This window comes from Nocardioides sp. CPCC 206348, assembly GCF_048654705.1.
Lineage (GTDB): Bacteria > Actinomycetota > Actinomycetes > Propionibacteriales > Nocardioidaceae > Nocardioides.
Window position 1 is genome coordinate 30,949 of record NZ_JBMCZA010000153.1, and the last position, 430, is coordinate 31,378.

The window sequence follows — 430 nt, forward strand, 5'->3', positions numbered from 1 at the left end:
CGTCACGATCGGCGACGGTGCGGTCGTGGCGGCGGGCGCGGTCGTGACCAAGGACGTGCCGCCGTACGCCATCGTGGGCGGGGTGCCCGCCCGGGTGCTGCGGCCTCGCTTCGACCAGGACCTGGTCGACGAACTGCTCGACGTCCAGTGGTGGCGGTTCAGCCCCAACCAGCTGGCCGGGCTGCCGTACGACGACCCGCGGGCGGCCGTCGCGGAGCTGCGCCGACGCATCGCCGACGAGGGCCTGGAGCCGTACGACGGCGAGTGGCGGGCCTACGAGGCCGAGACCGCACCAGCGCCGGAAGCAGCGCCGGCAGCGCCGCGGCGGTGGCGGCGCACCCGACGGGACTGATCAGGCAGTCGGCGCCGCCGCCTCTGCGGTCGGCTCCGTGGCCGGTTCCGGGCTCGGCGGGGGCGGCGGCGGAGGCGG

At 77.2% G+C, this 430-nt stretch carries 1 pseudogene; it reads left to right on the plus strand.

The window, feature by feature from the left end:
* Positions 1-352 (plus strand): annotated as a pseudogene (locus ACOADB_RS10800) (hypothetical protein); the annotation flags it as partial.
* Between the last annotated feature and the right edge of the window lie 78 nt (positions 353-430).